Annotated in this window: 8 protein-coding genes; 3 read left to right on the top strand and 5 right to left on the bottom strand. The window is 74.5% G+C overall.

The features are described from left to right. Nucleotides 1–430: 430 nt before the first annotated feature. Both ACFWXO_RS06115 and ACFWXO_RS06110 read left to right on the top strand, forming a co-directional pair. On the top strand, nucleotides 431–1,486 hold the full coding sequence (locus tag ACFWXO_RS06115; RefSeq protein WP_380522534.1) for an LLM class flavin-dependent oxidoreductase: 1,056 nt from the start codon (nucleotides 431–433) through the stop codon (nucleotides 1,484–1,486). Then, complete coding sequence (locus ACFWXO_RS06110; protein WP_380522533.1) at nucleotides 1,483–2,769, top strand: LLM class flavin-dependent oxidoreductase; 1,287 nt, start codon at nucleotides 1,483–1,485, stop codon at nucleotides 2,767–2,769. Before ACFWXO_RS06115 ends, ACFWXO_RS06110 begins: the two co-directional genes overlap by 4 nt. A 72-nt stretch (nucleotides 2,770–2,841) precedes the next feature. On the opposite strand, the gene ACFWXO_RS06105 is transcribed toward ACFWXO_RS06110, so the two are convergent. Continuing rightward, nucleotides 2,842–3,588, bottom strand: coding sequence for an MBL fold metallo-hydrolase (locus tag ACFWXO_RS06105; RefSeq protein ID WP_375883099.1), 747 nt, complete (start codon nucleotides 3,586–3,588; stop codon nucleotides 2,842–2,844). Nucleotides 3,589–3,809: 221 nt separating this feature from the next. Further along, nucleotides 3,810–3,998 carry a MerR family transcriptional regulator gene (locus ACFWXO_RS06100; RefSeq protein WP_375883096.1) on the bottom strand — a complete coding sequence of 63 codons (189 nt, stop codon included), beginning with the start codon at nucleotides 3,996–3,998 and terminating at the stop codon, nucleotides 3,810–3,812. A 189-nt stretch (nucleotides 3,999–4,187) separates the two neighbouring features. Here ACFWXO_RS06100 and ACFWXO_RS06095 point away from each other — a divergent pair, with 189 nt between their 5' ends. Next, complete coding sequence (locus tag ACFWXO_RS06095; RefSeq protein ID WP_375883093.1) at nucleotides 4,188–4,649, top strand: type II toxin-antitoxin system PemK/MazF family toxin; 462 nt, start codon at nucleotides 4,188–4,190, stop codon at nucleotides 4,647–4,649. 4 nt (nucleotides 4,650–4,653) lie between these two features. Here the strand turns inward: ACFWXO_RS06095 and ACFWXO_RS06090 are convergent, their stop codons facing one another. The 3 genes from ACFWXO_RS06090 to ACFWXO_RS06080 all read right to left on the bottom strand — a co-directional run bounded on the left by ACFWXO_RS06090 (nucleotide 4,654) and on the right by ACFWXO_RS06080 (nucleotide 6,250). Then, nucleotides 4,654–5,622, bottom strand: coding sequence for a PLP-dependent cysteine synthase family protein (locus ACFWXO_RS06090; protein WP_375883090.1), 969 nt, complete (start codon nucleotides 5,620–5,622; stop codon nucleotides 4,654–4,656). Between the two features lie 107 nt (nucleotides 5,623–5,729). Then, complete coding sequence (locus ACFWXO_RS06085) at nucleotides 5,730–6,008, bottom strand: MoaD/ThiS family protein (protein ID WP_097237732.1); 279 nt, start codon at nucleotides 6,006–6,008, stop codon at nucleotides 5,730–5,732. 122 nt (nucleotides 6,009–6,130) lie between these two features. Further along, nucleotides 6,131–6,250, bottom strand: a complete 120-nt coding sequence (locus tag ACFWXO_RS06080) for a putative leader peptide (RefSeq protein ID WP_317621128.1) — start codon at nucleotides 6,248–6,250, stop codon at nucleotides 6,131–6,133. Between the last annotated feature and the right edge of the window lie 201 nt (nucleotides 6,251–6,451).

Here is a 6,451-nt window from a genome sequence, read left to right as displayed (position 1 = left end):
GACGCCGGTCCCGCCCGTTCCGACGCCCCCGCCCCACCGCCGCTCCCCCGGCGGCCGGGCGGGGCCTTCGGCGTTCCCGGGAGGTTCCACCGTGCGGAAACGGCGGTTGACGAACCGCCGGAGGCCCTGGTCAACTGAACCGGTGAACGCCTCGTGCCCGCTGGTGACCCGCAGCCACATCGACTTCGGTCGCGTGTGGTCGGCGGCGTGTCGCGGCTGAGCCGATCCTTCGCCCCGCCGCCGCCCGGCTGAGTCCCCGCCCGGCGCCGGCCGCCCTCCTCCCCCGCCCGTCGCGGGCCTCCGCCTGCCCACGGGCCGTCACCGCGCAACCGCGCCGCGCGTGACCGCACCCCCGCACCCGTACGGGGCCGCTGTCCACGCACGGCCGCGCACCTCCGCGCACCTCCGCACGAGGAAAGCCAGGCTCGCCATGCCCCGCCAGTTGCACCTCTCCGCCGCCATCGACAGTCCCGGCCACTTCGACGCCGCCCACTACGCCGGCCTCGCCCTCCTCGCCGAGCGCGCCGGCCTGGACTTCGTCACCCTCGACGACTCCTTCGCCCCCGAGCCGCACCGCCCCGACGCGCTCGCCACCCTCGCCCGGATCGCCCCGCTGACCTCGCGGATCGGCCTGGTCCCGACCGTCACCACCACCCACACCGAGCCCTTCCACACCTCCATCTCGCTCAACACCCTGGACTGGGTGAGCGCGGGCCGGGCCGGCTGGCTGGTCGGCGTCTCCGGCACCGAGGCCGAGACCAGGGCCTTCGGCCGCCGCCCGGTCGCCCCCGAGGACGAGCTGTGGGCCGAGGCGGCCGACGCCGCCGAGGTCGCCGCCCGGCTCTGGGACAGCTGGGAGGACGACGCGGAGATCCGCGACACCGCCACCGGCCGGTTCGTCGACCGCGACAAGCTGCACTACATCGACTTCGAGGGCCGCCACTTCTCGGTCCGCGGCCCCTCCATCACCCCGCGCCCGCCGCAGGGCCGCCCGGTGGTCGTGGTGCCGGTGTCCGCCGCCGACCTCGTCCCGGACGCCACCCCCGGCGGGCGGGCCCGGGTCGCCACCGCGATCCGGTACGCCGACGTCGTCGTCCTGGACGCCCCCGACCGGGCCGCCCGGCTGACCGCCGCCACCGAACTGCGGCTGCGCTCCGGCGAACAGCTGCGCATCCTCGCCCGGCTCGACGCCGCCCTGCCCGACCGGGCCGCCGAGCAGCGGCTGCTCGCCGAACTCAGCTCCACCGGCACCGGCGTGGACGGCTTCCACCTCGTCCCCGCCGAGCCCGCGCGCGACCTGGCCGCCCTCGCCGAGCGGACCGCCCCGGCCCTGCGCGCCACCGGGCTGCTGCGCGCCGGCCACTCCGGCCGCACCCTGCGCGACCACCTCGGACTGCCCCGCCCGGCCAGCCGCTACGCCGCCGCCGCGGCCGCGGCGAGCGTCCCCACCACCGACTCCCCCGCCCTCGCCGAGGTGACCCGATGACGGACCGTCCGCTCAAGCAGATCCACCTCGCCGCCCACTTCCCCGGCGTCAACAACACCACGGTGTGGAGCGACCCGGCCTCCGGCAGCCACATCGAGTTCGACTCCTTCCGCCACCTCGCGCAGACCGCCGAACGCGGCAAGTTCGACTTCTTCTTCCTCGCCGAGGGCCTGCGACTGCGCGAGACCAACGGCCGCATCCACGACCTGGACGTGGTCGGCCGCCCCGAGTCGATCACCGTGCTGAACGCCCTGGCCGCCGTCACCGAACGGATCGGCCTGGCGGCCACGGTGAACGCCACCTTCAACGAGCCGTACGAACTCGCCCGCCGCTTCGCCTCCCTGGACCACCTCTCCGGCGGCCGGGCGGCCTGGAACGTGGTCACCTCCTCGGACGCCTTCACCGGGGAGAACTTCCGCCGCGGCGGCTACCTGGACCGGGCCGACCGCTACACCCGGGCCGCCGAATCCGTCGAACTGGCAAGGGAGTTCTGGGACACCGGGGCCGCCGGGGTGCGGCACTCCGGGCCGCAGTTCGAGGTCGAGGGCCGACTCTCCCTGCCCCGCCCGCCGCAGGGCCACCCGGTGGTCATCCAGGCCGGGGACTCCGACGAGGGCCGCGAGTTCGCCGCGTCCGCCGCCGACGTCATCTTCAGCCGCCACTCCACCCTCGCCGACGGCCAGGCCTTCCACCAGGACGTCAAACGGCGACTGGCCGCCTACGGCCGCAAGCCGGACGAGTTGAAGATCCTGCCCGCGGCCACCTTCGTCCTCGGCGACACCGACGCCGACGCGGCCGAGCGCGCCGCCGAGGTCCGCCGGGCCCAGGTCGGGCCGCAGACCACGATCAACTACCTGGAGCAGGTCTGGGGCGTCGACCTGTCCGACCACGACCCGGACGGGCCGCTGCCGGACGTCGACCCCGACCCGGACAGCGCGCTGGTCCAGGGCCGGGTCCGGATCCCGGACCCGGTGGGCACCGCCGCACGCTGGCGGGCGCTGGCCGCGGAGAAGAACCTGACCAGCCGTGAACTGGTCATCGAGGTGACCGGCCGGCAGTCCTTCATCGGCTCCCCCGCCACCGTCGCCGGGCAGATCGACCACTTCGTGCAGAACGACGCGGCCGACGGATACATCCTCGTCCCGCACCTCACCCCGGGCGGCCTGGACGAGTTCGTCGACCGGGTCGTCCCGCTGCTCCAGGAACGCGGGGTGTTCCGCACCGACTACACCGGCCCGACCCTGCGCGACCACCTCGGCCTGCCGGTACCCGGCCGACGCTAGGGTCCGTCTTCGAAGACCAGATCCAGAGCAGGGGCCCGGACCAGGAACAGCGGATCGGGTCCGGAGCAGGGATCAGATCTCGTACACCGCGCCGGCCCGGGCCAGCTCCACCGGGCCGGCGTACGCGGCGGCGGCGTCGCGGCGGTTGCGCTCGGCGTCGGTCCACGGCGGGATGTGGGTGAGCACGAGCCGGTGCGCCCCGGCGGCGGCCGCGTGCTCACCGGCCTCCCGGCCGTTGAGGTGGACGGCCCGGTAGGTGTCGCGGCCGTCCAGGTAGGCGGCCTCGCAGAGGAACAGGTCGGCGTCCCGGGCGAGTTCGACCAGCTCGGGGCTCTCCCCGGTGTCACCGGAGTAGACCAGCGCGCGGCCGTCGTGCTCCAGCCGGAAGGCGAAGGCGTCCACCGGGTGGTTGACCTGCGCGACGGAGACCCGGAACGGGCCGAGCCCGAAGCTGCCCGGAGTGAGCGTGCGGAACTCGAACACCTCCTTCATCCCGGGGTTCTCCGGCATGTCGTACGCCCGGGCGAGCCGCTCGGCGGTGCCGGCCGGACCGTACACCGGGAGCAGGTCGGGGCAGCCCTCCGCGCGGTAGTTGCGGGCGACCCAGTAGGCGCACAGGTCGACGCAGTGGTCCGCGTGCAGGTGGCTGAGCAGGACGGCGTCGACCTCGTAGAGGCCGGTGTACTTCTGCAGCGCGCCGAGCGCGCCGTTGCCGAGGTCCAGCACCACGCGGTAGCCGTCGGCCTCGACCAGGTAGCTGGAGCACGGCGAGTCGGCGGACGGGAAGCTCCCCGAGCACCCCACCACGGTCAGTTTCATCCGAGCCCCTCCGCCCCGACACGTCCTGGCTGCTGTTGGCGTACGACATGGAAACAGCATGGAAAACAAGCATGGAAAACGGCAGGCCGGGCCGGTGGACCGGCCGGTAGCACTGCGTTGGTGTGTCGAGGGTAAGGGCGGAGCAGCACTTTGCCCCCGTCCCCGTGCCGGGCTGTGGCTGGAATCACCCAGACCGCCGGGGCGGGGGCCGCGGCGCCGGATCAGCGGTGCCGGGGGCGGTTGCGGGCCCAGGTGCGGATGGTCGCGGGGTACCAGCGGGGGTGTCCGCTGCCGTCGATCACGTCGGGGTCGGGCAGCAGTCCGTGCCGCCGGTAGTTGCGGACGGTCTCGGGCTGGACGTTGATGTGCCGGGCGATCTCGGCGTACGACCACAGTGCGTCGCTGTTCACGAAGGCACCTCCGGGGGGACGGGGGCGGACGTTCGTGGGGCAGCCTTTCCGGACGGCACCGGGACGCAGGCCGCAGAACGGGCGTCGTGGCGGATCCGTGACGAACCGGGAGCAACGTACGGACAAATGCTCAACTGTCACGGCCGCCACGGTGGTGGCGTCCACCGGCGGCCCGGTACGGTTCGCGGCATGACTGGCATCTGGATCGTTCTCCTGCTGGCGGGCGTCGCCGTGCTGGCCGCCGTCGCGGCGGCGCTGGTCAGGCGCACCCGCCCCGCGTCCCGCCCGGCCGCCCCGACCCGCCCGCGGCCGCGCCCGCGCACCGGGGCCGGGCCGGAGCCGCAGGAGATCTGGTGGGCCGAGGTGCCGTTCGAGGACGGCCCGGGCGCCAAGGACCGCCCCTGCCTGGTGCTGCGGGTGCACGGCCGGACCGCCACCGTCGCGAAGATCACCAGCAAGCACCACGCCGAGCGCCCGGGCGTGCTGCCGCTGCCGCCCGGTTCGGTGGGCGACCGGCAGGGCCGGGCCAGCTGGCTGGAGACCGACGAGCTGCGCGAGGTGCCGCTGTCGGCCTTCCGCCGCCGGGCCGGCACCGTGGACCGCCAGGTCTGGTCCCGGGCCCAGCGGGCGGTGTCGAACCAGGGACGCTAGGGCATCAGGCCCAGAGCTGGCCCTGCAAGGCCTCGACCGCCGCCTCGGTGGACTCGGCGGTGTAGATGCCGGTGGAGAGGTACTTCCAGCCGCCGTCCGCGACCACGAACACGACGTCCGCGCGCTCCCCGGCGGCCGCCGCCTTGCGGCCGACGCCGATCGCGGCGTGCAGGATGGCGCCGGTGGACACGCCCGCGAAGATGCCCTCCTGCTGGAGGAGTTCGCGGGTACGGCGGACGGCGTCGGCGGAGCCGACCGAGAAGCGGGTGGTGAGCACCTCGGCGTCGTACAGCTCGGGGACGAAGCCCTCGTCGAGGTTGCGCAGCCCGTACACCAGGTCGTCGTAGCGCGGTTCGGCGGCGACGATCCGTACGCCGGGGACCTTCTCGCGCAGGTAGCGGCCGACGCCCATCAGGGTGCCGGTGGTGCCGAGGCCGGCCACGAAGTGGGTGACGGTGGGGAGGTCGGCGAGGATCTCGGGGCCGGTGGTGGCGTAGTGGGCGCCCGCGTTGTCGGGGTTGCCGTACTGGTAGAGCATGACCCAGTCGGGGTGCTCGGCGGCGATCTCCTTGGCGATCCGGACGGCGGTGTTGGAGCCGCCGGCGGCCGGGGAGGGGATGATCTCGGCGCCCCACATCCGGAGCAGTTCGCGCCGTTCCTCGCTGGTGTTCTCGGGCATCACGCAGACCATCCGGTAGCCCTTGAGCTTGGCGGCCATGGCGAGCGAGATGCCGGTGTTGCCGCTGGTGGGCTCCAGGATCGTGCAGCCGGGGGTGAGCCGGCCGTCGGCCTCGGCGCGCTCGATCATGTGCAGCGCCGGGCGGTCCTTGATGGAGCCGGTGGGGTTGCGGTCCTCCAGCTTGGCCCAGAGGGTCACCAGGCCGTCGTCGTTGCCGGGGACGGCGGCGGACAGCCGGGGCAGGCGGACCAGGGGGGTGTTGCCGACGGCTTCGAGCGGACTGTCGTATCGCAAGGGAGGCCTCCGGCCACGGCGGTGAGGGTGAAGAGGGGCGGTTCCCCCGACCCCGGCGCCGGCCCCGTTGCGTCACGGGCGGGGACGGTGCCGGGGGAACCGGGAGGTCAGCGGGCGCCGCCGGCCACGGCGGGCAGGATGGTGACGCTGTCGCCGTCGGCGAGGGCGGTGGAGATGCCCTCCAGGAACCGGACGTCCTCGTCGTTCAGGTAGACGTTGACGAAGCGGCGCAGCTCGCCGCCGTCGACCAGGCGGGCGGCGATGCCCGGGTGGCGGGCGTCGAGGTCGGTGAAGAGTTCCGCGAGGTTGCTGCCGTTGCCCTCGACGGCCTTGGCGCCGTCGGTGTAGGTGCGGAGGATGGTCGGGATGCGGACCTCGATGGCCATGGGTGCGCTCCTGTGCGAGTCGTGTGGGGTGGGTGGGCCGCAACGGGCGCGGCGGGGCGGAGGGTGCCCGGGGCTCGACGCCGCCGGGGAGGCGGCGGGGCCCGGGTGGGGCGGGGCGGCTCTCAGCGCGAGCGCGCGGGCGTGCCGGGACAGATCGCGCCGGCGTGCCGGCACAGGTCGATGTGCAGGCGCGCCACGAGGCGGGTGCCCGGGGCCTGGTTGCTCACATCGACGGAACGCATGGGCTCATCGTATAGATTCCCGGGCCCGCTCCGACATGCCCGTCCCGCGATCCGGATGCTTTCGTTTCCGATGCTGAGATTCCTCCGGGACGCCGGGGGGGGGGGGGGCCCCCCCCCGCGGGGGGGGGGCGGGGGGGGCGGGGGGGGGGGGGGGGGGGGGGGGGGGGGGGCGGACCCGAGCACAGCGACAACACAAAAAAG

It is taken from the genome of Kitasatospora sp. NPDC059088 (assembly GCF_042738155.1).
Classification (GTDB): domain Bacteria; phylum Actinomycetota; class Actinomycetes; order Streptomycetales; family Streptomycetaceae; genus Kitasatospora.
The sequence above is the reverse complement of the archived record's forward strand: the minus strand, read 5'-3'. Positions and strand labels throughout refer to the sequence as shown.

Excerpts from the sequence above, each read along its gene's own strand:
- ACFWXO_RS06115 (WP_380522534.1), top strand. The coding sequence starts at position 431 with ATGCCCCGCCAGTTGCACCTCTCCGCCGCCATCGACAGTCCCGGCCAC.
- ACFWXO_RS06110 (WP_380522533.1), top strand. The coding sequence starts at position 1,483 with ATGACGGACCGTCCGCTCAAGCAGATCCACCTCGCCGCCCACTTCCCC.
- ACFWXO_RS06105 (WP_375883099.1), bottom strand. The coding sequence starts at position 3,588 with ATGAAACTGACCGTGGTGGGGTGCTCGGGGAGCTTCCCGTCCGCCGAC.
- ACFWXO_RS06095 (WP_375883093.1), top strand. The coding sequence starts at position 4,188 with ATGACTGGCATCTGGATCGTTCTCCTGCTGGCGGGCGTCGCCGTGCTG.
- ACFWXO_RS06085 (WP_097237732.1), bottom strand. The coding sequence starts at position 6,008 with ATGGCCATCGAGGTCCGCATCCCGACCATCCTCCGCACCTACACCGAC.
- ACFWXO_RS06080 (WP_317621128.1), bottom strand. The coding sequence starts at position 6,250 with ATGCGTTCCGTCGATGTGAGCAACCAGGCCCCGGGCACCCGCCTCGTG.